Source organism: Campylobacter concisus, assembly GCF_003048675.2.
GTDB lineage: Bacteria > Campylobacterota > Campylobacteria > Campylobacterales > Campylobacteraceae > Campylobacter_A > Campylobacter_A concisus_F.
Genome location: NZ_CP060707.1, coordinates 57012 through 80583 on the forward strand (window position 1 = coordinate 57012; position 23572 = coordinate 80583).

The 23572-nt window shown below is 42.1% G+C and carries 25 protein-coding genes; 11 read left to right on the forward strand and 14 right to left on the reverse strand.

Going from position 1 to position 23572, the window contains the following annotated elements; all coding sequences use genetic code 11:
* The first annotated feature begins 204 nt into the window (after positions 1-204).
* Positions 205-1770: a flavocytochrome c gene (locus CVT00_RS00300; RefSeq protein ID WP_107915019.1), complete on the forward strand. Its 1566-nt coding sequence runs from the start codon at positions 205-207 to the stop codon at positions 1768-1770.
* Between the two features lie 29 nt (positions 1771-1799).
* Here CVT00_RS00300 and CVT00_RS00305 read toward each other — a convergent pair whose 3' ends face one another.
* Together CVT00_RS00305 and CVT00_RS00310 are read right to left on the reverse strand one after the other, a co-directional pair.
* Positions 1800-2033 carry a replication/maintenance protein RepL gene (locus tag CVT00_RS00305; protein ID WP_012000996.1) on the reverse strand — a complete coding sequence of 78 codons (234 nt, stop codon included), beginning with the start codon at positions 2031-2033 and terminating at the stop codon, positions 1800-1802.
* Positions 2024-2389: a diacylglycerol kinase gene (locus CVT00_RS00310; protein ID WP_107915021.1), complete on the reverse strand. Its 366-nt coding sequence runs from the start codon at positions 2387-2389 to the stop codon at positions 2024-2026. Before CVT00_RS00310 ends, CVT00_RS00305 begins: the two co-directional genes overlap by 10 nt.
* A gap of 53 nt (positions 2390-2442) precedes the next feature.
* Between CVT00_RS00310 and CVT00_RS00315 the strand changes: the two genes are divergently transcribed.
* Complete coding sequence (locus CVT00_RS00315; RefSeq protein ID WP_107915023.1) at positions 2443-3201, forward strand: exodeoxyribonuclease III; 759 nt, start codon at positions 2443-2445, stop codon at positions 3199-3201.
* On the opposite strand, the gene CVT00_RS00320 is transcribed toward CVT00_RS00315, so the two are convergent.
* Complete coding sequence (locus CVT00_RS00320; RefSeq protein WP_087581929.1) at positions 3198-3755, reverse strand: manganese efflux pump MntP family protein; 558 nt, start codon at positions 3753-3755, stop codon at positions 3198-3200. The two genes, CVT00_RS00315 and CVT00_RS00320, sit on opposite strands and share 4 nt — an antisense overlap.
* A gap of 109 nt (positions 3756-3864) precedes the next feature.
* Here CVT00_RS00320 and CVT00_RS00325 point away from each other — a divergent pair, with 109 nt between their 5' ends.
* Complete coding sequence (locus CVT00_RS00325; protein ID WP_107915025.1) at positions 3865-4614, forward strand: DUF4197 domain-containing protein; 750 nt, start codon at positions 3865-3867, stop codon at positions 4612-4614.
* Complete coding sequence (locus CVT00_RS00330; RefSeq protein WP_103647306.1) at positions 4611-5489, forward strand: DMT family transporter; 879 nt, start codon at positions 4611-4613, stop codon at positions 5487-5489. The genes CVT00_RS00325 and CVT00_RS00330 overlap by 4 nt, the downstream gene beginning before the upstream one ends.
* On the opposite strand, the gene CVT00_RS00335 is transcribed toward CVT00_RS00330, so the two are convergent.
* Entirely contained in the window at positions 5486-6211 is a 726-nt protein-coding gene (locus CVT00_RS00335) for a class I SAM-dependent methyltransferase (protein ID WP_103647305.1), read from the reverse strand. The genes CVT00_RS00330 and CVT00_RS00335 overlap by 4 nt on opposite strands.
* Positions 6212-6257: 46 nt before the next feature.
* On the opposite strand from CVT00_RS00335, the gene CVT00_RS00340 reads away from it, so the two are divergent.
* Positions 6258-6650, forward strand: coding sequence for an acyl-CoA thioesterase (locus CVT00_RS00340; protein WP_103579171.1), 393 nt, complete (start codon positions 6258-6260; stop codon positions 6648-6650).
* Here CVT00_RS00340 and CVT00_RS00345 read toward each other — a convergent pair.
* A complete protein-coding gene (locus CVT00_RS00345) occupies positions 6641-7000 on the reverse strand; it encodes a Fur family transcriptional regulator (RefSeq protein WP_103558318.1) in 360 nt (119 codons plus the stop codon). The genes CVT00_RS00340 and CVT00_RS00345 overlap by 10 nt on opposite strands.
* A gap of 146 nt (positions 7001-7146) precedes the next feature.
* Between CVT00_RS00345 and CVT00_RS00350 the strand changes: the two genes are divergently transcribed.
* The 4 genes from CVT00_RS00350 to CVT00_RS00365 are packed head-to-tail and all read left to right on the forward strand — an operon-like array spanning position 7147 to position 11173.
* Positions 7147-8082, forward strand: a complete 936-nt coding sequence (locus tag CVT00_RS00350) for a metal ABC transporter solute-binding protein, Zn/Mn family (RefSeq protein ID WP_103558317.1) — start codon at positions 7147-7149, stop codon at positions 8080-8082.
* 2 nt (positions 8083-8084) lie between these two features.
* Positions 8085-9578, forward strand: coding sequence for a nickel/cobalt transporter (locus CVT00_RS00355; RefSeq protein ID WP_107915027.1), 1494 nt, complete (start codon positions 8085-8087; stop codon positions 9576-9578).
* Positions 9575-10357, forward strand: a complete 783-nt coding sequence (locus CVT00_RS00360) for a metal ABC transporter ATP-binding protein (protein ID WP_107915030.1) — start codon at positions 9575-9577, stop codon at positions 10355-10357. Before CVT00_RS00355 ends, CVT00_RS00360 begins: the two co-directional genes overlap by 4 nt.
* 9 nt (positions 10358-10366) lie before the next feature.
* The gene (locus CVT00_RS00365; protein ID WP_103558314.1) at positions 10367-11173 is read left to right on the forward strand and encodes a metal ABC transporter permease; all 807 of its coding nucleotides are present in this window, start codon (positions 10367-10369) and stop codon (positions 11171-11173) included.
* On the opposite strand, the gene CVT00_RS00370 is transcribed toward CVT00_RS00365, so the two are convergent.
* From CVT00_RS00370 to tig, 9 genes are all read right to left on the reverse strand, one after another.
* Positions 11154-12485: an MATE family efflux transporter gene (locus CVT00_RS00370; RefSeq protein WP_103558313.1), complete on the reverse strand. Its 1332-nt coding sequence runs from the start codon at positions 12483-12485 to the stop codon at positions 11154-11156. The genes CVT00_RS00365 and CVT00_RS00370 overlap by 20 nt on opposite strands.
* A gap of 253 nt (positions 12486-12738) precedes the next feature.
* Positions 12739-13464 (reverse strand): TerC family protein, encoded by a 726-nt coding sequence (locus CVT00_RS00375; protein ID WP_103558312.1) that lies wholly within the window; start codon positions 13462-13464, stop codon positions 12739-12741.
* Positions 13457-14044 (reverse strand): phosphoribosylglycinamide formyltransferase, encoded by a 588-nt coding sequence (gene purN / locus CVT00_RS00380; RefSeq protein ID WP_021088807.1) that lies wholly within the window; start codon positions 14042-14044, stop codon positions 13457-13459. Before purN ends, CVT00_RS00375 begins: the two co-directional genes overlap by 8 nt.
* Positions 14026-15429, reverse strand: a complete 1404-nt coding sequence (locus CVT00_RS00385; RefSeq protein ID WP_103558311.1) for an NAD(P)H-hydrate dehydratase — start codon at positions 15427-15429, stop codon at positions 14026-14028. The genes purN and CVT00_RS00385 overlap by 19 nt, the downstream gene beginning before the upstream one ends.
* 1 nt (position 15430) lies before the next feature.
* Entirely contained in the window at positions 15431-16936 is a 1506-nt protein-coding gene (locus CVT00_RS00390; protein WP_103558310.1) for a YifB family Mg chelatase-like AAA ATPase, read from the reverse strand.
* Positions 16933-17451: a peptide deformylase gene (def, locus tag CVT00_RS00395; protein ID WP_103558309.1), complete on the reverse strand. Its 519-nt coding sequence runs from the start codon at positions 17449-17451 to the stop codon at positions 16933-16935. The genes CVT00_RS00390 and def overlap by 4 nt, the downstream gene beginning before the upstream one ends.
* Before the next feature lies 1 nt (position 17452).
* Entirely contained in the window at positions 17453-18487 is a 1035-nt protein-coding gene (locus tag CVT00_RS00400; protein ID WP_103558308.1) for a GGDEF domain-containing protein, read from the reverse strand.
* An 8-nt stretch (positions 18488-18495) separates the two neighbouring features.
* Positions 18496-19086: an ATP-dependent Clp endopeptidase proteolytic subunit ClpP gene (clpP, locus tag CVT00_RS00405; protein ID WP_004317374.1), complete on the reverse strand. Its 591-nt coding sequence runs from the start codon at positions 19084-19086 to the stop codon at positions 18496-18498.
* Complete coding sequence (gene tig / locus CVT00_RS00410; protein ID WP_103630005.1) at positions 19086-20417, reverse strand: trigger factor; 1332 nt, start codon at positions 20415-20417, stop codon at positions 19086-19088. Before tig ends, clpP begins: the two co-directional genes overlap by 1 nt.
* A gap of 137 nt (positions 20418-20554) precedes the next feature.
* On the opposite strand from tig, the gene folE reads away from it, so the two are divergent.
* Together folE and fliI are read left to right on the forward strand one after the other, a co-directional pair.
* The gene (gene folE / locus CVT00_RS00415; RefSeq protein WP_103625140.1) at positions 20555-21127 is read left to right on the forward strand and encodes a GTP cyclohydrolase I FolE; all 573 of its coding nucleotides are present in this window, start codon (positions 20555-20557) and stop codon (positions 21125-21127) included.
* Entirely contained in the window at positions 21124-22431 is a 1308-nt protein-coding gene (fliI, locus tag CVT00_RS00420; protein WP_004317323.1) for a flagellar protein export ATPase FliI, read from the forward strand. The genes folE and fliI overlap by 4 nt, the downstream gene beginning before the upstream one ends.
* The last annotated feature ends 1141 nt before the right edge of the window (positions 22432-23572 follow it).

The following is a 23572-nucleotide window of genomic DNA, read 5'->3' on the forward strand; positions in this document are numbered from 1 at the left end:
ACTTTATGCTAAATTTACTTTAAATGCCTATTTTACGTCAATCCAAAGTCAAATTTGGATAAAAATAGTGTCAATAAATATTACCAAACTACGCTCCTTTCGCACTTAGCTTTAATAAAATTTAATTATAAAAATTAAATTGCAAATTTTAATAAATTACCCTATAATGCTTAATAGCAATTATCTTACTTCAAAGGAGAGAGCATGAAAAATTCAGGTTTATCTAGAAGAGATTTTGTGAAATTTAGCGCTATCGGAGCCACGGCACTTGGCATGGGCGCTACAAATTTAATGGCCAGTGCGATGAACGAAAAAGATGTCAAATGGGACGAGGAGTATGACGTAGTCATCATCGGCTCAGGCTTTGCAGCTCTTGCAGCTGGCGTGACATCAGCCAAAAAAGGCAACAAAGTTGTCTTGATCGAAAAAATGGGCCGCACAGGTGGCAACTCTGTCATCAATGGCGGAATTTTTGCCGTTCCAAACAGCGACATGCAAAAGAAAGCTGGCATCAAAGATAGCACCGAGCTATTTATCAAAGACTGCTTGAAAGCAGGTCGCGGCATCAACCACGTTGATCTTTTGGCAAAGATCGGCGAGAGAGCGCAAGATGCTTACAAACTCACAATTGATTGTGGTGCAAAATATATCGACCAGATCACTCACGCAGGCGGTCACTCAGTGCCAAGAAGCCTTCAAACAGAGGTCGGCAGCGGCGCTGGCATCGTGCTCCCTATGACTGCGACATTTGAAAAGTTAGAGGGCGCATCGATCAAAAAAAGGACAAAATTTGATGATTTCGTCTTTGACGACAAGGGCGCAGTTGTGGGCGTCATCGTCAGAGAAAACTACAAATTTGATGGCAATTTGATGAGTGACGATGTCGAAAACAAAGGCGGCGATACAAAATATATAAAAGCCAAAAAAGGCGTCGTACTAGCAGCTGGTGGCTTTTGTAGGGATAAAATTTTTAGACGCCTTCAAGATCCAAGGATTACACCTGAGACAGACTCAACAAACCAACCAGGCTCAACAGCAGGTGCGCTTCTAGCAGCATTTAGAGCTGGTGCTTATCCAGTTCAGCCAAGCTGGATCCAATATGGCCCTTGGGGATGTGCTGATGAGACAGGCTTTGGCGTTGGATCTATGTTTAACGTAAATGGTGCTTTTCCGTTTGGAATTTCAGTCAATCCAAGAACTGGCAAACGCTACATGAACGAGCTAGCTGACCGCAGGACAAGAACAGAAGCTATGTTTAAAGTCATCCATGAAAAGGGCGAAGACGATAAAAACTTTCCTATCAACTTCTGCGACTCAAGAGCCCTTCCTCACATGCTTCCAGCTCACTATGAAAAGGCTATCGCAGCTGGAATTTGCAAGAAATTTGACACACTTGATGCTTTGGCAGCTGAGTATAAGATCCCAGTTGATGAGCTCAAAAAAACAGTCGCAAGATACAACGAATTTGTCAAAAAAGGCGTTGATGAGGACTTTGGCAAACCAGTTGTTGCGACTACGACAAAGGGCATTGATATCTCTGTTCCGCCGTTTTACGCAGAGCGTGGCACGCCAAAAGTTCACCACACAATGGGTGGTCTAAATATCAACACAAAAGCCCAAGTCATGAACTCTCAAACAGCTATGCCTATACCAAATTTATATGCAGCTGGCGAGATCACAGGTGGCGTTCACGGAGCCAGCCGTCTAGGATCAGTTGCGATAACTGATTGCTTGACATTTGGTATGATCGCTGCTGAGACCATAGGCTAAAACTACTAGTGGCAGGCATTTGCTTGCCACTACAAATTTTTAAATCTATAAACTCCGTTTTTTACTCGTTCAAAAATTTTCTTCTCTTCAAGTAACTTAAACGTGCTTATCACGGTTGGTTTGCTCACATTTAGCTTTTCACAAATTTCTGAAATTTTAAGCATGATAAAGCCATTTTCATCGCTTAGCTCGCAAAGTAAATTTATGATCTCTGCCTTTTTCTCGCCAAGAAGCGCTTTGTAAATTTCTTTTTCTAGCTCCAAATTTTATATCCTATCGCTACGCACCAAAGCGCGCCACATAAGAAATTTGCGATCATCACGGCAGCACTTCCAGCGTCCTTTGCCGCTTTTGCTAGGGTGTGATAGTCTGGGCTTGCAAGATCAGTCACTCGCTCTAGGCCCGAGTTTAAGCACTCGCAAACTAGCACAAATGCCATGCTAAAGATCAAAAATAGGTTAAAAATAAGGTCAAATTTCCAAAAAAATAGCGAGATCGTAGCTATCAAAAATATGCAAATTTCTATGCGAAAGCTCTTTTCGTTTTTAAAAATTTCAGCCAAACCCTCTCTTGCGTAGCCAAAATTTTTAAAAAATTTATACGTTGGCTGGTTTCTCATAACTTTCCTTTTTGTGATTTTTGGCATAATTATAATTAAAAAAAGGATGAAATTTGAAACTTATTAGCTGGAACGTAAATGGGCTGCGCGCAGTCGTGGCAAAAGATGGCTTTGGCTGGCTTGATGAGGTTAGGCCTGATTTTTTGGGACTGCAAGAGATCAAGGTCAAAGAAGATGACGTGCCAAAAGAAATTTACAACCTTGGATTTAAAGATATCAGTGTAAATTCAGGCGCAAGGGCTGGCTACTCTGGTGTGATGAGCCTTGCTAAATTTGACGTGCAAACGCAAAAAGCAGCTTTTTTTGACGACACGGAGGGGCGAGTTTTGGAGCATAGATTTGGCAATATCGTGCTTTTTAACATCTACTTTCCAAACGGCCAAAAGGACGACGAGAGGCTAGCTTACAAAATGGACTTTTACGAGAAATTTCTGGCTTACTGCAAAGAGCTTGTAAAAAGCGGCAAAGAGGTGATATTTTGTGGCGACGTAAATACCGCTCACCGCGAGATCGACCTGAAAAATCCAAAGGCAAATGCCAAAACTTCAGGCTTTTTGCCTATCGAGCGCGCGTGGATAGATGAGGTGCTAAAAAGTGGCTTTATAGATACCTTTAGAGCCGTAAATGGCGACGTTACGGACGCTTACTCGTGGTGGAGCTACCGCTTTAATGCAAGGGCGAAAAATGTCGGCTGGAGGATTGATTATTTCTTCATTTCACAAGGGCTAAAAGATAGGCTAAAAGACGCCTTTATCCTACCAGAGATCGCTGGTAGCGACCACTGCCCAGTTGGCATAGAGATAGAAATTTAGAGCACGCCCTCTTCTAGCAAGTGGGTGATGAGGATTTTAAAGCCTAGAAATATAAGTATCGCTCCACCTAAAAATAGCGCCTTTTTCTCTAAAATTTCACCCATAAATTTACCGATGTAAAAGGCAGCTAGGCTTAGCACAAAGCAGACTATGCCGATGATGAGCGCACTCTCAAATACATTAACCGCTTCAAAGCTAAGCGTGACGCCAACGGCGAGTGCGTCGATGCTCGTGGCAAATGCACCAACAAAAATGGTCTTAATATCCATGCTTAAGGACTCGCCAGCCTCGCTGCTACAGGCCTCTTTTAGCATTTTAAAGCCAAGAAAACAAAGTATAAAAAATGCGATGAAGTGATCGATAGAGCTTATAAATTTAGCAAAGCTAATGCCTAGAAAATAGCCAAGAAGCGGCATGAGAAACTGAAAAAAGCCGAGCATAAAAGCGATAAATAAAATTTTGTCAAAGCCAAGGCTTTTATACCTTGCGCCGTTTGCCATATTTAGAGCTGCGCTATCCATGCTAAGAGCGAAGCTAAGAAGTAAAAGCTGCATAAATTCCATTTAAAAAAGAGCAAATTTTAGTGCAAAAATATTAAATTTATTTTAAGCGTTTAGATATTTTTTGTATGATTTTGCTTTAAATTTAAAAAAAGGAGAGAAGATGAAAAAATCTCTTGTTATTCTTTGTGGCGCGCTTGCTTTAAATTTACAAGCAGCAAGCATGGATGATATGATAAATAAAGGTGTGAAAATCGCCACTCACGCATCAAGTGGCGACTATAAAAGCCTAGTTAGCGAGGCGCTAAATGCAGCTGTGAGCGAGCTTTCAAAAGAGGGCTTTATAAACAACGCCACAGCTAAAATCCCACTCCCAAAAAGCCTTGAAATGGCGTCAAATTTAGCCAAAAAAGTGGGCGGCGAGAAGTGGGCGCAAGACCTTAGCAAGTCGATAAACAACGCTGCGACCACGGCTGTGCCAAAGGCAGCTGAGATTTTTAGCGAGAGCATAAAAAATATGAGCGAGGCCGATGTCAAAAAGCTCTTTAACGGCGGCAGCGACAGCGTTACGAAGTATTTAGAGAAAAGCTCCAGTCAAAAGCTAAAGGCGGCATTTACACCGATAATTGAAAAAATGATGAGCGATAATAGCTTTGCGACTGCCTATAATGGGCTAAATTCTTTCATCGGCGGCTCAGCTAAAAACAACGAAACGATAAAATCAGTCAAAAGCCTAGCTAAAAATTTAGGCGCAAGCGAATATGTGCCAGATGAAGGCGAAGACCTAAACGCATATATCACTAGAAAGACGCTAGATGGGCTATTTAACGTGATGAGCGAGAAGGAAAAGGGGCTAAGAAGCGGCTTTAGCCTAGATAGCGGCAAAAAGGTGCTAGACTCGATCTTTAAATGAGAAATTTAAGTGCTCAAAACAAAGCTGACATCGCTCTTATCGTAGTTGCTATCGTTTGGGGCGCTACGTTTTTACCCATGGCAAACGCGCTAAAGACAAATGGCGTCTTTGTCATGCTCTTTTGCCGGTTTTTTCTCTCGGCTATCTTTATGGGCTTTGTCGCGCTTAAATTTACTAAGAAATTTAACAAAAAGAGCGTCACCCACGGCATTATCCTTGGAGCGGTGCTCTTTTTGTCATTTGCCACGCAAACTTACGCCCTAAAGCTTACTTTTAGCTCGAGCGTTGCCTTTATCACGGGGCTTGAGTGTGTGATAGTCCCTTTTATGGCGGCTTTTATTTTTAAAAATAAGATAAGCATTTTTGCCATTTTGGGCGCACTCATCGCTATTTTTGGGCTTTGGCTATTAAGTGGCGCCACGCTCGCACTTGGGGCTGGAGAGGCACTAGCGCTTATTTGCGCGATATTTTATGCGCTTTATACGACGCTAAATGGCCACTTTGTAAGAAAGAGCGAGCTTTATTTGCTTGTCTTTGTTGTCTTACTCACCGTCTCTTTGCTTTCGTTTGTTTTTGCGCTTTTTCAGGGCAGTATCGTGCCAAAATTTGATAGGGAATTTTTCATAGCGATATTTATCACTACGGTGATTGGCACCATATTTTGCTACTTTGTGCAAACCATCGCTCAAAGATACACGACCGCTAGCAAGGCGGCCCTATTTTTCTGCCTAGAGCCAGTCTCTGCTGGGCTAATAGGCTACTTTTTTGCTGGCGAGATACTTAGTATCTGGCAAATTTTTGGAGCCATGCTCATCATCTTTGGCGTCATTTTTAGCGAATTTGGCAAGCAAATTTGCTCTAAATTTAAGCTCTAAAAGACAAAAAGCTTCATTTGAGAGTCTATTTTCTCATCTATAAACTCGCCCTCAAATCTCTCTTTTAACATCGCTAAAACCGTCTTTTCATCGTAGTTTTTAGCTCCGTTTATCTCAAGGTGCCAGCAGATATTTTCAGCTGCTTCTTGCACGCTTCGTCTAGCGATCCTAGTTTCGTTTAAAATTTGACTCTTATAAGCGATGCCTTGCTCGTTTAGCCACGCTTCAAGCCTATCTACGACGTTTTTTTGAGAGAGCACGCGGCCAAATTTTTCAAAAAATGGCTCAAGTAGATCAGAGCTTCTAGGCTTGTCCCAGCCAAGATAGAGCTTTTGCTTGGCGCAGTTTTGAAATTTAGCAAAATCTTCATCGCTCGCAATGGCTGGGCTCATCGTGCAAATGGCGATATCAAAGAGCCTTGCTGGCTTAAATTCTCTCCAAGAGCAAACCTCGCTGGTTAAATTTGTCATGCCAAATCTCTTTGCGTCCTCATTTAAAATTTCTATCATCTTTTCTGAGCTATCGATGCCTGTTATATGCTTAGCCGTTTTTGATAAAAATATGCTCCAAACGCCCGTGCCGCAGCCGATATCAAGGATATCTTTGCCACTAAAATCAACTCCCCAAGCCAAGGCTTTACCAAAAATTTGCTGCTGGATAGCGCTGATCTTGCCGTCAAATCTTTGGTAGTTTGACGCCTTTTTATCCCATAAATTTTGCATTTTAGCTCCTTATTTTTGGTTATAATTTTAGCAAAAAAGGTCAAAAATGAGAGATTTTATATATCACGTCACCATTCCACCACAAGCCATCGACATGCACGGTCACATGAATAATGTCTATTATTTTACACTTATGCAAGAGGCTGCATTTGCCCACTCCGCCGCTGTTGGCGACACTGTTGAGGCGCAGTATAAAAGGGGTGAAATTTGGCTCATTAGAAAAAATGAAGCAAAATATATAAAAAGCGCAAAGCTGATGGATAAGATAGAAATTTACACCTACACGCAGACTGAGGGCAAGGCGACATCTTGCAGATATTTCGAGTTTAAAAAAGATGGCGAGCTAATAGCAACTGGCAAGACGGAATTTGTCTATATCGATCTAAAGACAAACCGCCCAAAAGCTATCCCAGCTGAGATCATCGCGCTTTACTCGTGACCGCATTCGTCGCAAACGCCCTTTATCACGGCACTTTTTATATTTTTAGCGACGTTTAGGTGGGGCATATCGATGTTTGTTACTTTGTGGCAGACGTCGCAGATGAAGTAGGCTTTGGCTTCGTTTGCTAGCTCGTAGTAGCTCTTGTGGTTGTTTTCGGTTTTTATGACGAGATTTTCCTTCTCAAAAATTTCCATACTTCTATAAAAGGTCGTCTTGTTTGCGTCAAGAATTTGCAAAATTTCGTCGTAGCTTAGCGGTGCTTTGGCGTTTTGTAAAATTTCAACAAGCTTTATGCGAAGCGTCGTGGCCTTGATATTGTGCTCTTCTAAGAAATTTCTCGCGTTCATCTTTGCCCTTTTTATTTTTCGTATATTAACGCTAAAAGATTTAAACTATATTTAAAAGAAAAGGCTAAATTTAGGCTTTTGAACTTTAAGTTGCAACCAAGTTGCATTTTGCTAAACTTCGCAATTATTTTTTTAAAGGAGAGATAATGAGAAAAATTATCGTTTTTTTAGCTGTTTGTGCTTTGTCTCTTTTTGCAAAGCCGGTTGTGACTACTAGCATACTGCCAACGAAATTTTTCGTCGAGCAGATCGCTGGAGATACGCTAGATGTAAATGCGATGGTTGGCAAAGGGGCTGATCCGCACACCTACGAGCCAAAACCAAAGCAGATGAAGGAGCTTGAAAAGAGCGAGCTTTACTTTGCTATCGGCATCGAGTTTGAGGATGCGTGGCTTGATCGCTTCTCAAAGACATTTAAAAATTTACGCATCGTAAAGACGCAGGAAGGCATCGAAAAGATCGCTATGAGCGAGGAGCATGAACATGAAGAGCACCACGAGCACAAGCATGAGGGCGAACATAAACATGAGCACCACGACCATGGCGCTCACAAACACCATGACCATGAGGGAGAGCATGAGCACCATCACCACCACGACGGCCTTGATCCACACATCTGGCTTGACCCTATCTTGGTAAAAACTCAAGCTGATAACATCGCAAAGGCGCTAATAGAGAAATTCCCGCAAAATGCAAAGCTTTATGAGGAGAATTTGGCTAAATTTAAAGCTAGCCTTGACGAGCTTGATGGCTTTATCAAAAATGAGCTAAAAGATATCAAAACTCGCGAATTTATCGTATATCACCCATCTTGGGGCTACTTTGCAAAGCGCTATGATTTAGAGCAAATAGCCATTGAAATAGAGGGCAAAGAGCCAAAGCCAGCTGAGCTAAAAGAGCTTATAGAAGAGGCAAAAGAGCACGGTGTAAAGGTCATTTTCGTAGCTCCACAGTTTCCAACAAAGGCTGCAAATTTGATTGCAAAAGAGACTGGCTCAAAGGTCGTCATGATAGATCAGTTGCCTGAAAACTGGCTAGCTGAGATGAAAAAAACGGCTGAAATTTTCGCAAAAAGTCTATAGAAATGTTAGCACGCCTGATCGTCATTTGCCTACTAGCCATAAATGCCTTCGGGTGTGCTCTATGCTCGCTTTATAGCCCAACAGCTCACGTTAGCGCGAAATTCGTCGCACACGAAAATAACATCACTCAGATAGCTTTTACTTGGACCTTTTCGCAAAATTTCTCAGATCTTATGAAGCAAAATTTTGACCTCAATCAAGATGAAAAGATAGACGAAAAAGAGCTTAGAAAGATCCGCTTAAATTTGCTAGACTACCTCGTGCCAAGGCACTATTTGACGGATATTGAGTATTATTACAAGGATGAAAACGCCACTAAAATAGAGCCAAATTTAAATGAATACAAGCTCTACTTTGACGAGGGCAGGCTTAAATTTGACGTGAGTTTTAAAACAAATTTAGTGGTCGCTGACGGACTTGTCGTGTCGGTTGATATGGAGGATAAAGAGGGCTATTTTAACTTCAAATTTACGCAAAATAACGCATTTTTGGTGGGTGAAAGCTTCTGGGCGATACCAAATTCAAACTCAAATTTGATATTTTTTACATTTTCAAGCAAAGAAGCGGCCAAAGCTCACAACGAGAAGCCAGCGCTTAAAGAACTGCTAAAAGAGCCAGTAGTAGGCGCGAGCGATGAGAATTTAAGCCAGATAGACAAGATCGATGAGGCTAAATTTGACATCGTCTCAAAAACTAGCCTAAGCTTGCTTGATAGGCTAAAGCAAATTTTAAGAAGCGTGGATTACAAAAGTCCGCTTGCGCTGCTGTTTTTGGCGTTCATCTCATTTGGCTATGGCTTCTTGCACGCTGCAGGCGCAGGCCATGGCAAGGTGCTAACAAGCTCATATTTTGCCGCAACTGGAGGCAGCTACAAAAGGGCGTTTTTATTTGCACTAAAGATCGGCTTTTTGCACGTTGTGGGCGCATTTGTCTTTGTCTTTGCTAGCTTTTTGCTGCTTCGTGAAGTAAGCAGCGACCTCACAAAGGACACAGCTAGCATAACGACTGCATTTTCTGGCGTCGTGATTTTTTTTGTGGCGATTTTTATGCTTGTTAAAAAGATCAAATTTTACCTTTCAAACAAAAATGAGACTAAATTTTATATTTTTAGATCAAATCTAAGCCAAAATTTGAGTAAAAATACAAAATTTAAAAGTGATTGTGGCTGTCAAATTTGCTCAACCAAAAAACCAAAGAGTAAAGAGGAGTGGCTAGTAGCGGCCGCTGCGGCTCTTGTGCCCTGTCCTGGCACGATCTTAGTCTTTGTGCTGGCAAATGAGATAGGTAGCTACTTTGCAGGCGTGATAAGTGGCCTGTTTATGGCACTTGGCATGAGTGTGGTGATATTTGTAGCGGCAGTTTTTGGCTCCAAGATCAGCACGAACATTAAGCTAAAAAAGTTTAAAATCTACGCAGAATTTGCAGCCCTTGGCATCATGCTTTGGCTTGGACTTTTCATTTTTGTCACGACATTTACGCAAAAGAGTCTGTTTTGAAAGATATTATAAAAATTAGAAATTTAAACTTTAGCTACGATAAACAAGTCGTTTTAGAGGATATAAATTTAGACTATAGTAGCGACGAGTTTTTAGCGATAATCGGTCCAAATGGCGGGGGCAAAAGCACGCTTTTAAAGCTCATTTTGGGTCTGCTTAAGCCTCAAAGCGGCGAGATCAAGCTCTTTGGCAAAGAGCCAAGCGATGTAAGTAAATTTATAGGCTATGTGCCGCAAAATTTCCTCTCAAATCAAAGCTTTCCGATGATGGTTTTAGAAGTCGTTTTAATGGGGCTAATCGATAAAAAAATCTTTGGCTTTTACTCAAAAGATGAAAAAGCTCTAGCGCTAAGTGCCCTTGAAAAGGTCGGCATGAGCGAGTTTGCAAACGCGAGGATCGGCGAGCTAAGTGGCGGTCAAAGGCAGCGCGTCTATATCGCTAGAGCGCTTTGTGCAAATGCAAAAGTGCTCATCCTAGACGAGCCAACAGCTAGCATCGACACGAAAGGGCAGGCTGAAATTTATGAAATTTTAAAGGGCATAAATGCAAATGGCGTTGGCGTAGTTTTAGTTAGTCACGACCTAAATATCGTGCTAAATTACGCTACAAAGATCGCTTACGTGAGTAAAAATTTACACATTCATAAAACGCATGAAAACCTTGCAAAGAGGGAATTTATCGAGCATTTAGCTAGAACGCATAGCCATTTTTGTGATGTTGAGATCGCACTTGGCGAGTGTGGCTGCGAAAAAACAAAGAGCAATGTTTTTAAATTTTAAAGAGAGAAAATGAGTGAAATTTTAGAGTTAAATTTTATGCAAAATGCCTTTATTGCGAGCATTTTAGTAAGCATAATATGCGGCATGATAGGCTCGCTTGTGGTGATAAACAATATGACTTTCATCGCTGGAGGCATCGCACACGGCGCGTATGGCGGCATAGGGCTTGCCTTTTTCTTCTCACTCGAGCCACTTTTTGGTGCGAGTATATTTTCACTATTTTTAGCACTCATAATAGCCACGATCACGCTAAAAGATAAGACAAACATCGACTCCGTAATAGGCGCTATTTGGGCGATTGGCATGGCGATTGGTATCATTTTCATCGACCTCACTCCTGGCTATAACGCTGATCTTATGAGCTATCTTTTTGGTTCGATCCTTGCAGTTAGCGGCACAGATATTATCTTTATGAGCGTTTTAGACCTCTTGTTTTTGGCGCTCATCGCACTTTTTTACCGCCAGTTTGTGGCGATCAGCTTTGATGCGGAGTTTGCAAAACTTCGCGGGGTAAATACCACTTTTTTTCACTATCTGCTAGTTTGCATGATGGCGCTTTGCGTGGTGGCTACGATCCGCGTGGTGGGGCTAATACTTGTCATCGCACTACTTACCATACCGCCTTATATAGCGCAAATTTTTGCCAAAAGGCTGGGGCTCATGATGCTTATCTCAACCATTTTTTCTATCATTTTTTGCTTTATCGGCCTTGTGATCAGCTTTTATTACAACCTCACAGGTGGAGCTAGTATCATCTTGGTCGCCTCACTTTGCTTTTTTGCATTTAGCTTTAAATTTAAAAGCTTGCGCTCGTAGCTCTTTTTAACCTAAAAAGCGTCCAAGCCAAAAAGCAAATCGCCGTAAAATAGACGCTAAAAAAGAGCGCTAGCCACATAAATTTGATCTCAAGTCCTAGACAAAAGACTACCATGTAAAAGAGCGAGCATTGAAGCACGAGCTGTCTAAAGCCATTTAGCAAAAAGATCGCCACTGGGCGTTTTATCGCTTGTAGTGTGCTGCCTGAGATGTTTATCGTGCCGTAAGCCATGTAGGCAAGTGAGTTGATGCCAAGGTAGAGCTTTGCCACTTCTAGCACGGCTGGTGTGCTGTCAAAGAGCTTGATCGCGCTCTCGCCAAAAAGCCTGATGAAGATGTAGGCAAAGGCGCAGTAGATGAGCAAAAAAATAAGCGATAGTTTGTAGCACTGCATCGCTCTTTGAAAGCTCTTAGCGCCGTAGTTTCTTGAGATGATGCTAAGCACTCCTGCTGCCATGCCGATGGTTGGAAGCACTAAAATTTGCTCGATCCTTAAGGCTATGCCATAACCTGCCACTGCATTGACGCCGTAAAAGCTTACAAATTTTAAAAGCACGAGCGAGCCAAGTGACATTGAAAGGTAGTTTAGACAAGCTGGCAAGGCTTGCTTTAGTATCTTTGCCCAGACGGTTAAATTTGGCACGAAGTAGCCTAAATTTCTAGGCTCTATCATCTTGCTTTTTTTGACTTTAAAAAAGAGATAGATCATGCCTAAAAACTGCACGCTAGCCGTTGCTAGAGCAAGACCTTTTACACCAAGAGCAAAGATAAAAGCAAAAAGATAGCAAAAAAATGCGTTGATAAAAAGGCCGCAAAATAGCCAGTTGCGGTAGCTTTTAGTATCGCCAAGTGCGACTAGAACGCCATTAAGCGATTTTATAAGCAAGAAAAATGGAGCCGCAAGAAAGATGACGCCAGCGTAGTCAAGTGCTTCTTTGATGTAGTGATGATCAGCACCTAAAATGACTAGTAAATTTGGCGCTAGCAAGTAGCCACAAAGCCCCATAGATAAGGCAAAAAGAAGAACAAAAACGATGCCATTTGCCGCATAAAGTTTAGCCATTTTTGGTTTGTTTGCGCCTAGGCTGTTGCCTATTAGCGCGGTGAGTGCCGAGCCAAAGCCAAGACCGATGCCTACGACACTTAGATAGAGCAAAAAGCTCATCGCCATGCCAGCAACTGCAAGGGTAGAAATTTTAGCGGCAAAAAATGTGCCAGTGACGTTGTAAAGCGTGTTAAACATCATGCCCACGCCAGCTGGCAGCGAGAGCGAGATGATTAGTTTATTTAGCGGGTCTTTTAGTAGGTCCAAGCTGTCTTCTTGTTAAATTTCATCTGGGCTAAGCTCTATCAAATTTCTGCCACAAATGTATAAATTTTCATTGCTTTAAATGCTCCGTTTCGCTCCACTTTGCTAAGCTTGATCCCTGCGTCTTTTGCGAGTATTTTATATCATCACGGGCGAAGGCGAGAGCTTTATATGTCGCTAGCAAAGCTCGCCTTCAAACCTATCTAAATTTATCTTTTATGAGCCAAATTTGAAACTAAATTTTAGCTCACATTTTTTATTTTTGATCTCTTAATGCCCTTTTTCTAGCGTAGATATTTAGGCATTCAACCGCTAGTGAGAAGCCCATAGCAAAGTAGATGTAGCCTTTTGGCACATGCACGCCAAAGCCATCAAGCACGAGCGCAAATCCAACTAGCACCAAGAATGCAAGTGCGAGCATTTTTATCGTTGGGTTGTTATCGACAAATTCAGAGATCGCCTTTGAGGCAAACATCATCACACCAACTGCGATGATGACAGCAAGTATCATGATATCGATGTGCTGAGCCATACCAACTGCGGTGATAACGCTATCAAGCGAAAAGACTATGTCTAAAATGCCTATTTCTAGGATAGTCGCAAAAAATCCTGGATGAGACTTGCTCTCGTGAGCCTCTTCATGCTTGCCAGTGGCGTTTGCGTGGATCTCCATTGATGATTTTACTATCAAAAATAGACCGCCTATTATGAGCACTAGATCGCGCCCAGTGATGCTAAGCTCGCCTATGCTAAAGAGCGGCTTTGTAAGCTTCATGATCCAAAATAGCGAAAGTAGCAGGATGATCCTAGTGATCATCGCAAAGCCAAGCCCTAAAATGCGGCCTTTGCCCCTTTGCTCTGGCGGCAGTTTGCCTACTAAAATAGCGATAAATATGATGTTATCTATGCCTAAAACTATCTCCAAGCCAGTTAGCGTAAGTAGCGATATCCACGCCTCTGGCGAACTTAACCATTCAAACATTTACTTCCTTTGTTAAAATTTTTATTATGCTTTGGGGCAAAATTTCATGCTCTATGGCGTGAATTTTAGCCTCCCACTCATCTAAACTCATGCCATCCTCACGCTCAAACGCCCTTTGCGCGATCAGTTTGCCCCCATCAAGCTCCTCACTCACATAATGCACGCTCACACCGCCTATCATCATATCGCTCTCAAAACTCTCCTTTATCGCATGTGCGCCCTTAAAAAGCGGTAGGATAGAAGGATGTAAATTTATAGCTTTTACTTGCGTCGTAAAAACTGGCGTTAGTATCCGCATAAAGCCTGCAAGCACCGTAAGACCTGCCCCACTTTTTAAAATTTGCTCCACCAAAGCAGCGTCAAATTCCTCACGTTTGTCAAATTTAGCACTTTCTATTATCGTCGTTTCAAGCCCAAATTTCTTAGCACGCTCTATGCCAAAGGCACCAGGCTTGTTACAGATACAAAGGCAAACTTCGATCTTCACGCCGTTAAAAATTTGATTATGAACTTTTTTAAGTATCGCTTCTAAATTTGAGCCACTGCCGCTAAAAAGCACGGCTATCTTTTTCGTAAGCATTTTACTCCTTTGATGATGTCTGTTGGCTCGAGCGCGTAGCTGTTTTTGCCAAAATTTTTAAGGCTAAGCGCATGAGCTAAGGTGGCTGAGATGGCAGCATCTAGTGGCTCATAGCCTTGAGCCAAAAGTGCTAGCACAAGACCGCTTAGCACGTCGCCACTGCCGCCTTTTGCAAGTGCGTTTTTGCCATAAGGCATGACGTAAATTTGCCCCTCTTTTGCGATTATAGTGTTTGCCCCTTTTAGCACAAGAACAGCCTTAAATTTCTCGCTCCAAACCTTAGCGTAAGCGTGTCTGTTTTCTTGCAAAGTTTGCACATTTATATCGGCTATTTTGCAAATTTTTAAAAGCGAGCAAAACTCCTTTGGATGAGGTGTCAAGACGCAGTTCTCGCTTAGTAGGTCAAGCACTTTTTGGCTGTAAAAGATATCAGCGTCAAGCACAAGCTTTTTGCCTTTTAAATTTTGCACCTCAAGCTCTTCTACGCCTTTTTTGCCAAGCCCCATACCAAGGGCTCCAGCGTTCATTTTCTCGCTTATCTTGCTAGCTTGCATGATATGAGTTGGTAAATTTAAACCTTGCTCGCATATCACGCTAACTAGCCCAGCTCCAAAGGCAAACGCCGCCTTTGCGCAAAGATTGCTAGCTCCTATGTGCTCGCCAGATATGATAAATGCATGGCCAAAGTTGCCCTTATTTACGCACTGATTTTTTCTATTTGGAAGTATAAGGTCGCATTTTTCAAGCAGGTGGTAGTCGCTCTCGCGCTCGTAGTTTTGCGAGCTTACGCCAAGAGTGGCGACCTTTATCTTGCCAACGTAGTCTTTTGCTGCGTCGCTATAAAGAGCTAGCTTTTTAGCTCCCATTGTGATAGTAGCGTCTGCTTTTACGCAAGCGCCAAGCACCTTGCCATCGTTACTTAGCCCACTTGGCACGTCGCAAGCGATGATGTAAGCAGGGCTAGCGTTTATTTTTGAGATGAGATTAGTTAAATTTTGATCCAAAGCTCTATTTAGCCCTGAGCCAAAGAGCCCGTCTATGAGGCATTTTGCGCTATTTAAGCTATTTTCTACCTCTTTGTTCTCACGCACACCAGCAAATTTAGCTCGCTCGAGCTGTTTAATGGCAAGTGGCTTTAAATTTTTACTAGCTAGGATAAATTCACACTCAAACTCACCCCCTAGCATCCTTAAAGCACAAAGCACGTCAGCGCCGTTGTTTCCTGCGCCACAAACGCCAAGCACTCTCTCGCCTTTTTTAAATTTCTTACGGATAAAATTTGCTATGGCTGTGGCTGCATTTTCCATCAAGAGCTCTTCGCTAAGGCCAAATTTTTCGCTCGCTCGCTCGTCTAAAACTCTCGTGTCTAAATATAAATTTTTCATTCTATGCCCTAAAACTAAGCGCCTCTAAGATGTGGGGCTTTAAAATTTGCTCGCTCTCATCAAGATCAGCGATGCTTCTAGCCACTCTAAGCGTCCTTTTTATGGCCCTTTGTGAGAGGTTATACTTCGTGGCGGCCTTTTGTAATATTTCACTCGCTTCGGCGTTTAACGTGCAAAATTTAGCCACTTGTGCGTCACTAAGCTTGCCATTTAGCTCGTCTTGAGCGCGCTTTTTTTGAAATATAAAGGCTTTTAAAACCATCTCGCTCATCTGCTGCGAGCTCAAACTAGCCTTGTCGTCTGGCGAGCTCTCGTTCATCGCGACTTTTAAGTCTATGCGGTCAAGCACTGGGGCTGAAATTTTGGCTTTGTAGTTTTTTATCTCATTTTCACTGCATTTGCAGTTTAAATTGCGTGAGAATAAATTTCCACAAGGGCAGGGATTTTGCGCTGCGACGAAGATAAATTTAGTCTCATAAGTCACTTTTGAATTTACCCTTGCGATGTGGATTTGATTGTCCTCAAGTGGCTCTCTAAGGCTTTCAATCACCTGTTTAGGAAAGTGTGGGAACTCATCAAAAAATAGCACTCCGCCATTTGCAAGTGCAATCTCGCCGATCTTTGCGACGTTTGAGCCACCGCCAAAGATCGAGCTTTTTGTCGAGGTGTGATGTGGTGAGCGAAAGGCTCTAGTGCTTGTAAATTCGCTATCTTGCAGGTTTAGCGAGCGGTAGGCGGCGGACTTTAGCACCTCTTCTAGGCTTTGTGGCGCCATGATATAAACGAGGCGTTTTGCGCACATGCTCTTGCCGCTGCCTGGGCTGCCTTCAAATAAGATATTGTGCATACCAACGGCTGCGATGACGCAGGCCCTTTTGGCTCTTTCTTGACCCAAAACATCCTTAAAATCAAGCTCGAAGTTTAAATTTGGAACATATCTTTTGCCGCCAACTTCTATCACATTTGAAAATAGCTCGTGCGTGGCGCTAAAATGCGTGCTTTTAGCAAATTCTGCGTCGCTAAAAAACTTGATCGCCTCTTCTAGTGTGCTAACGCCATAAACCTCTAAATTTGGGATCATCGAGGCTTTAGCTGCTATCTCACTTGGCACTAAAATTTTTGCATTTTGCACCTGCGTGCTTAAAAAAAGCAGGATAGAGAACAAATTTGCCGTGCTTTTTACGCTCCCGTCTAATCCAAGCTCACCAAAAACGAAAATTTTCTCCAAGCTTTTTGCCTTTTGAAGGGCGATGAGAAGTGCGATACTTAGATCAAAGTGTGAGCCACTTTTTGGCAGGTCGGAGGGGGATAAATTTATAGTTATTTTTTGCGCTGGAAAGGCAAAGTCAAGCGCTAAAAGTGCCGCCTTTACACGCTCTGTACTCTCTTTGATGCTGGTGCTTGCAAGACCCACGATGCTAAAGCCAGGAAGCCCACGAGAAAAGATCGACTCAACATCAATGATCTTTAGTCCGTCGCCGTATGTAGCACATTTTAGGGACTTCATGATGTCTTTTCTTTTTTTTGCTTTTTGTATTCCTTGTCGAATTTTTTGCGCTTGTTAAAGCCTATTTTTTCTATAAAAAGATGTCCGTCTAGGTGGTCATTTTCATGCTGGATAGCGATCGCTAGTAGCCCATCAGTTTTTAAGGTCTGCTCTTTGCCAAAGCGGTCTTGAAATTTAATGCTAACGACCTCACTTCGCTTAACGTCCTCGTAGTAGCCAGGCACACTAAGGCAGCCCTCTTGATAGACACACTCGCCTTCACGTAGTTCAAATTTAGGATTTATGATCTCGATTAAATGTTCTTTATCTTGCACGCCCTCTTCGTTGGCTAAATTTATGATGAAAATTCTCTTTGCAACGCCTATTTGTATGGCCGCAAGACCGATGCCTTCTTTTGCGATCATCGTCTCATACATATCATCAAGAAGTTTGTGAAGCTTCTCATCGAAAACCTCAACCTCTTTTGAAATTTCATAAAGTTTTTTATTTGGATAGGATAAAACTTCTAGGATCAAACTAATTCTCTGCTTTCTCGTCTAAAAATAGCGGCTCATTTAGATCTTGGTTGGTCTCTAACTTGTCAAGTGCGTGAGAGAGCAACTCTTCGGTACTTTTTGTCTTTGAGATCATGCTTGAGACGATCTGCACATCTAGTTTGCACTCTTCGTTGTCGATCTTCCATGGCATAGATGAGAGCATGTTTAAAATTCTAGCGCACGCTTGCTTTGTGCCATTTTCGTCGGTGTATTTCATCACCATAGCAAAGCAGCCATCGCCGTAGTGTGCGACTATATCGCTTCTACGTGAAGTCCTTAAAAGAAGCTGTGACATACTTTTAAACATATTGTTTCGCTCTTTTAAATTTTTAACGCGGTTTGCAAATTTATCTTTTATCTTGACTAACAAAAATGAGGCATTATAGCCGTAGCGCCTAACAGACTCGATCTCACTGCTTATGGTCGCTACTAGAAATTTCTTGTTATAGACCTCGTAGGTCGTGTCGTAGATCGACTGCTCTTCGATCGCCTTAAACATCTTGCCGACCTCTTCATAGCTCATCTTGATGACGTCAAGATGCTTGTCCATGAGGTCGTTTAGCTTGATGAGGTCTTGGTTAAAGGCGCTTAAAACATTTTGGAGCGCAAGGACATTTGTGTTGTTTTTAAGCCCATCCATACGCTTTTGCACTAGGCCTCTCATAACACCTAAATTTTTATAGATGAGCACGACAGCTTGAAGCATGCTCTTTATCTGGATAAAGCCTTGTTTTACCTCTTTTTCGATAGAGATGTTGCCATTTGTAGGCACCGAGCTTTCAGAATTTGCCACGATGATATCACCGATCTCTTTTCTAAACTCATCTGACTGCCCATCAAGCATCTTTTCAAAATATATTGAGTAGTTTGTTGGCGTAGATGGGACGTTGTCGTCACTTAACTCGTGCAAAACGTCCTCTGAAAATTTATAGATATTTACCTTTTCTTTTTTGACAGCTGGTTTTGCTTCAGCTGCTTTTTTCTTTGGATCTGGTGCGTTATCTATCTTTATCACTTTGGGCCTTATTTAAAACTTTTCTCCAAAATTTTATCGACAAGTCCGTATTCTTTAGCTTCAGCTGAACTCATAAAGAAGTCGCGCTCAGTATCTTTTACGATCTTGCTTAGCTTTTGGCCTGTATTTTTTGCCAAAATTCCATTTAAAATTTCTTTCAAACGTAGAATTTCACGTGCTTGTATCTCGATATCAGTCGCTTGTCCTCTAGCGCCACCAAGTGGTTGGTGTATCATGATACGAGAATTTGGCAGTGCATATCTCTTGCCAGGTGCGCCACAGCTTAGCAAAAACGCACCCATGCTAGCGGCCTGACCGATGCAGATCGTGCAAACATCTGGCTTTATATAGTTCATCGTGTCATATATGCTAAAGCCACTTGTTATGACGCCACCTGGTGAGTTTATGTAAAGGTATATATCTTTGTCTGGATCTTCAGCCTCTAAAAATAGCAGCTGAGCGACGATAGAAGCGGCCATGCCGTCCTCTATCTCGCCACTTAGCATAACGATCCTGTCTTTTAAAAGACGGGAGTATATATCATAGCTTCGCTCACCTCTGCTAGTTCTTTCAACTACGACAGGAACGTAATAGCTCATTACTCAGCCTTCTCTTTTTTGCTTGCTTTTTTCTCGTCTTTCTCTTTGTTGAAAAGCTCGCTAAATAGCTTCTCTTCGATCATCGACATCTTTATAGCTGGAAGCATGCCTTGGTTGCGGTACATCTCAAGGTGCGCTTTTGGGTCTTGTCCGCTTCTATACGCCTCAAAATAGATCGCTTGAACGACCTCTTGATCGCTCACTTTTACGCCCCTTACGCGAGCTAACTCATCGATGATGAAAGTTAGGCGAACACTATTTTCAGCGTCTTTTCTATACTCGTCACGTTTTTTAGCTAGGGCATCTTTGTCTTCTCTAAATTTCTTCATATCGTCTGGAGTAAATGTGCTCCATGCGTTTCTAAACTGCATATCGATCTCTTGCTCGACGATATTTTTTGGCACATCAAATTTAAATTTCTCAACCGCAGCTTCAGCAAATTTTGGCTTTAGCTCTTCGTTTATAAGTTTATAAATTTTCTCTTGGCGAATTTGCTCTTTTATGCGCTCTTCAAGTAGCTCTTCAGTTGGTTTTTCTTCGTTTGGAAGGATAGTTTTTAGCATCTCTTCATCTAGTTTTTCAGGGATCTTTCTCTCTTGAATTTCATGAAGTTTGACTTTAAAAACAGCATCTTTGCCAGCTAAATGTGCAGCGCCATAGTTTTCTGGAAATTTAACGTTTATATCTTTTTCTCCGCCAGCTTTTATGCCTACCATGCCATCTTCAAAGCCTGGGATGAATTGATTTGAGCCGATCTCAAGCACGTAGTTTTCAGCCTTGCCACCTTCAAATGCAACACCATCAACAAAGCCCTCAAAGTCAAATTTAGCAAAATCGCCCACTTTTAGGCCTCTTTTGCCCTCTACTTTTTCAAGCGGAGCTATCATTTTTAAAAGTTCAGTTTTCTTCTCATCGATATCTTTTTTCAAAACGCGTGGGTTTGAAAACTCAGGTATCAAGCTCTCATAGCCACTCACATCGACGCTTGGCTTAAATGAAACTGTTAGCTCAACGTCGATCTTGTCATCTTTTTTGTCAAATTTTGAAACGATAGGCTCGCCGATAAGGTCGTCATTCTTCTTGCCTGCTTGTTTGATAGCCTCTTCGACTACATCTCTTAAGACATCTTGCTCAGCGTCGTTTGTTAGCTCTTTCTCGTAGCGTTTTAGCACAACAGCGACTGGCACATGACCTTGTCTAAAGCCATCTACTTTCATAGTTTTTGCCGCTTTTTTTGCTAGTTTTTCTACGCTAGACTTTATAGCATCTGCACTTACAGTCGTGCTTGCTAGGGTATTTACGCTATCTAGAGCTTTGATTTTGATTTCCATCGAATTCCTTTATGAATACAAATTTTTAGCCCAAAATATAGCAGAATTTTCCTTATTTCATTGTAAATTTGTAAATTTTTATAGATATAAAAGGCGTTTTAACGTAGAATTTGGCGATAAAATTATGGAGAAAATTTATGCAAGAGAGCTTTGAAAATTCAGTTAAAAATATGCTAACTATCATCGGCGAAGACCCAAACAGAGAGGGGCTTATAAAAACTCCAGAGCGCGTTTATAAAGCTTTTAAATTTCTAACTAGCGGATACGATCAAGACCCAAAAGAGGTGCTTGGTGACGCTCTTTTTACTAGCTCAAACAACGAAATGGTCTTAATGCGAAATATCGAGTTTTACAGCCTTTGTGAGCACCATTTGCTGCCTATTATCGGCCGCGTGCATGTGGCGTACATCCCAAATGGCAAGGTTGTTGGCCTTAGTAAAATTCCACGCATGGTAAATATCTACGCCAGACGCTTGCAAATTCAAGAGCAGATGACCGAGCAGATCGCAAAGGCGCTTGAGGACGTGATCGCTCCAAAAGGCGTTGGAGTAGTCGTTGAGGCTAGGCATATGTGCGTTGAGATGAGAGGTGTGCAAAAGATAAACTCGACTACCACGACCTCGGCGCTTAGGGGCTGCTTTATAAAAAACGCAGACACAAGAAGGGAGTTTTTCTCGCTGATAAATTCGCCTAGGGAAACGCATTTTTGAGTTTAGAGCGTATAAATTCAAGGCTTAAAGAGGGCGTGAAGCTCTCAAATACCTTCGGCGTCATCACAAAGATCACAGCTACTACGATAGAGATCACCGGACTTCGCCCAAGTATCGGCGACATCGTGCGCATAGTCGCAAAAGACAAGAGTAAAAACGGCCTTGGCATGGTCACGCAGATAAAGACAGATGGCGCTTACATCAGCCCATTTGGCTTTGTCGAGGGCTTTAGGATAGGCGACTTTGTCTATGAGAGCGATCAGGGCATGAGCATACCGGTGGGACCAAATTTGCTAGGTCGCGTGGTCGATCCATTTATGAAGCCAATTGACGGCAAAGGGGCGATCGATACAACTGAATATATGCCGATCATGAGAGCGCCGATAGATGCGATGAAAAGGGGGCTTATAAACGAGCCTTTTAGTGTTGGCATAAAGACGATAGATGGGCTGCTTACCTGCGGCAAGGGGCAAAAGCTGGGAATTTTCGCAGGTTCAGGCGTGGGCAAATCAACCCTCATGGGCATGATCGTAAAAAATACGCTAGCTCCCATAAAAGTAGTCGCGCTAATAGGCGAGCGTGGCCGTGAGGTGCCTGAATTTATCGAAAAAAACCTAGGTGGCGACCTAGAGGGCACGGTCATCATCGTAGCGACCAGTGATGATAGCTCGCTCATGCGAAAATACGGCGCATTTTGTGCGATGAGCGTGGCTGAATACTTCAAACAGCAGGGCAACGACGTGCTTTTCATCATGGATAGCGTGACGCGTTTTGCGATGGCGCAGCGTGAGATCGGCCTTGCGCTTGGCGAGCCACCGACCTCAAAGGGTTATCCGCCAAGCTCGCTCACACTCTTGCCGCAGCTGATGGAGCGCGCGGGCAAAGAGGAGGGCAAGGGCAGTATCACAGCGTTTTTTACCGTGCTAGTCGAGGGCGATGATATGAGCGACCCGATAGCTGACCAAAGCCGCTCTATCCTAGACGGACACATCGTGCTAAGCCGCGAGCTAACGGACTTTGGCATCTACCCACCTATCAATATCCAAAACTCGGCCTCGCGTGTCATGGGCGACGTGATCGGCAAAGAACACAAGCTAAATGCTATGAAATTTAAGCGCCTTTACTCGCTTTTAAAAGAAAATGAGGTCCTGCTTCGCATCGGCGCATATCAAAAGGGCAGCGACAAGGAGCTTGACCTTGCGATCTCAAAGAAAGAATTTATGGAGAGCTTCTTAAAACAAAGCTCAGAAGAGGCCTTTGCGCTTGAAGAGGTTGAAGAGCTGCTTGATAAGATCAATCAGTAAATTTCTCTATAAATTTGACTACTAAAATTTTATAGCCTTTTAAATTTTTTATTATTAAAAATATCGATAAATTTTGCTTTTTTTAGTGCAAAAAGTGATGTTGCAAAAGTCGCGGAAGTTAGTTTGAAATTTACTGGGTTTTTTGTCGTTAAATTTCGTGAAGTGGGCGACTTTTGTATTAGGAAAAATGATAAAGTGTTTTAAAAAAGCACTCACGCCCACGCTTCACACGGCGGATAAAATTTAAAATTTTTTTGGCAAAAATGCGATAGAAAATTTGAAGCAGTGAGCCAAATTTACATTAAGCGGTTATGAGCGCATTTATCATGCTTGTGGCCTTTGTAAATTTTCATAGATAAAAAATTTAATGCAAAAACATACGCAACTAGAGATATGCACTTTGTGCGCTTGGTGTTTAATGGGGAGTGGATAAATTTCAAAATTTTGCGGTTTTTTGGATAAAAGCTACCCATTAGCAAAGGTTGCGGTAATAAATTTATAGCAGACGAATAGTTAAAATTTCTATAAGTGAGTATCTGCCGTGCTGTGATTTTTCGCTCAAATTTAATTTCATACTTTGTCCTGCAGTCATCTACTTTAATGAAAAAGTGAAGAAACATCTTATGTAAAAATTTATCTGCCTAAACGGGAGTTACAGAGCAGATAAATTTTAAAATTGAAAGCAAACGAGCTAGTTAAATTTATACAAAGAGCCTATGAGTGACATCATCCTGTCGTAGTTTTTTACGAAAAACTAGTTGTAAAAAAAATTCCGCGTTTAGTTTGGCAAGTACCGATACTTTATGCTTCGCCTCGTAGCGCAAAGCGTATATTTAAAAAAAGCCAAAGAGAAAAGCCTCTTTTTACTTTGCCAAAGATCAAATTTGTTTTGCGTTTTCTATAACTTTAGTGGCAGGTTTCTTGTAAATTTAATAGATAAAAGCAAATTTGATATCCGCACTTTGTATTTGTGGTGACGTAAAGCCTACAAGACACTTTAAAAACCCAAGAGCAAGCCTATCCTTTTTCTTGTCAAAGCTCAAATTTAGCCCGCTTTCCCTATCGCTTTTAGGAGCATGCTCCGCATAAAAACAAAATTTAACACTCTCGGCAGTTATCTACATTTTTTATCGCCAAAGCT

Bases quoted from the DNA above. Each gene is read 5' to 3' on its own strand.
- folE (WP_103625140.1), top strand. From the start codon at position 20,555: ATGCAAGAGAGCTTTGAAAATTCAGTTAAAAATATGCTAACTATCATC.
- CVT00_RS00325 (WP_107915025.1), top strand. From the start codon at position 3,865: ATGAAAAAATCTCTTGTTATTCTTTGTGGCGCGCTTGCTTTAAATTTA.
- CVT00_RS00320 (WP_087581929.1), bottom strand. From the start codon at position 3,755: ATGCAGCTTTTACTTCTTAGCTTCGCTCTTAGCATGGATAGCGCAGCT.
- CVT00_RS00345 (WP_103558318.1), bottom strand. From the start codon at position 7,000: ATGAACGCGAGAAATTTCTTAGAAGAGCACAATATCAAGGCCACGACG.
- CVT00_RS00335 (WP_103647305.1), bottom strand. From the start codon at position 6,211: ATGCAAAATTTATGGGATAAAAAGGCGTCAAACTACCAAAGATTTGAC.
- CVT00_RS00330 (WP_103647306.1), top strand. From the start codon at position 4,611: ATGAGAAATTTAAGTGCTCAAAACAAAGCTGACATCGCTCTTATCGTA.
- CVT00_RS00300 (WP_107915019.1), top strand. From the start codon at position 205: ATGAAAAATTCAGGTTTATCTAGAAGAGATTTTGTGAAATTTAGCGCT.
- CVT00_RS00340 (WP_103579171.1), top strand. From the start codon at position 6,258: ATGAGAGATTTTATATATCACGTCACCATTCCACCACAAGCCATCGAC.
- CVT00_RS00365 (WP_103558314.1), top strand. From the start codon at position 10,367: ATGAGTGAAATTTTAGAGTTAAATTTTATGCAAAATGCCTTTATTGCG.
- CVT00_RS00310 (WP_107915021.1), bottom strand. From the start codon at position 2,389: ATGAGAAACCAGCCAACGTATAAATTTTTTAAAAATTTTGGCTACGCA.
- clpP (WP_004317374.1), bottom strand. From the start codon at position 19,086: ATGAGCTATTACGTTCCTGTCGTAGTTGAAAGAACTAGCAGAGGTGAG.
- CVT00_RS00385 (WP_103558311.1), bottom strand. From the start codon at position 15,429: ATGAAAAATTTATATTTAGACACGAGAGTTTTAGACGAGCGAGCGAGC.
- CVT00_RS00355 (WP_107915027.1), top strand. From the start codon at position 8,085: ATGTTAGCACGCCTGATCGTCATTTGCCTACTAGCCATAAATGCCTTC.
- CVT00_RS00375 (WP_103558312.1), bottom strand. From the start codon at position 13,464: ATGTTTGAATGGTTAAGTTCGCCAGAGGCGTGGATATCGCTACTTACG.
- purN (WP_021088807.1), bottom strand. From the start codon at position 14,044: ATGCTTACGAAAAAGATAGCCGTGCTTTTTAGCGGCAGTGGCTCAAAT.
- tig (WP_103630005.1), bottom strand. From the start codon at position 20,417: ATGGAAATCAAAATCAAAGCTCTAGATAGCGTAAATACCCTAGCAAGC.
- CVT00_RS00350 (WP_103558317.1), top strand. From the start codon at position 7,147: ATGAGAAAAATTATCGTTTTTTTAGCTGTTTGTGCTTTGTCTCTTTTT.
- CVT00_RS00390 (WP_103558310.1), bottom strand. From the start codon at position 16,936: ATGAAGTCCCTAAAATGTGCTACATACGGCGACGGACTAAAGATCATT.